This window comes from Acinetobacter sp. WCHAc060033 (assembly GCF_004209125.1).
Lineage (GTDB): Bacteria > Pseudomonadota > Gammaproteobacteria > Pseudomonadales > Moraxellaceae > Acinetobacter > Acinetobacter wuhouensis.
Genome location: NZ_SGSW01000239.1, coordinates 1 through 205, shown reverse-complemented (window position 1 = coordinate 205; position 205 = coordinate 1). Strand labels below are relative to the sequence as shown.

The 205-nt window shown below is 40.5% G+C and carries 1 pseudogene; it reads right to left on the bottom strand.

Features of this window, described 5'->3' with window-relative positions:
- Positions 1 to 52: 52 nt before the first annotated feature.
- Positions 53 to 205 (bottom strand): annotated as a pseudogene (locus EXE10_RS21390) (IS5/IS1182 family transposase); the annotation flags it as partial.

The window sequence follows — 205 nt, the reverse complement described above, 5'->3', positions numbered from 1 at the left end:
GGCTTTGTTGCACAAAGATTTGAAATGCAAAGCGCCCCTAATTGAGCCAAATTTAAGGCGTAACTTGGGTAAGTGGTCGACCTAATTCCGTAAATCTGTTAAGGACTGCTACACGTGCATGGATCTCATTCACTTGGCTATCAAAACTCCTTGCACTGAGTTTATCTCCTAATAATTTGATGCAATGCATCTTAGTTTCAACCAA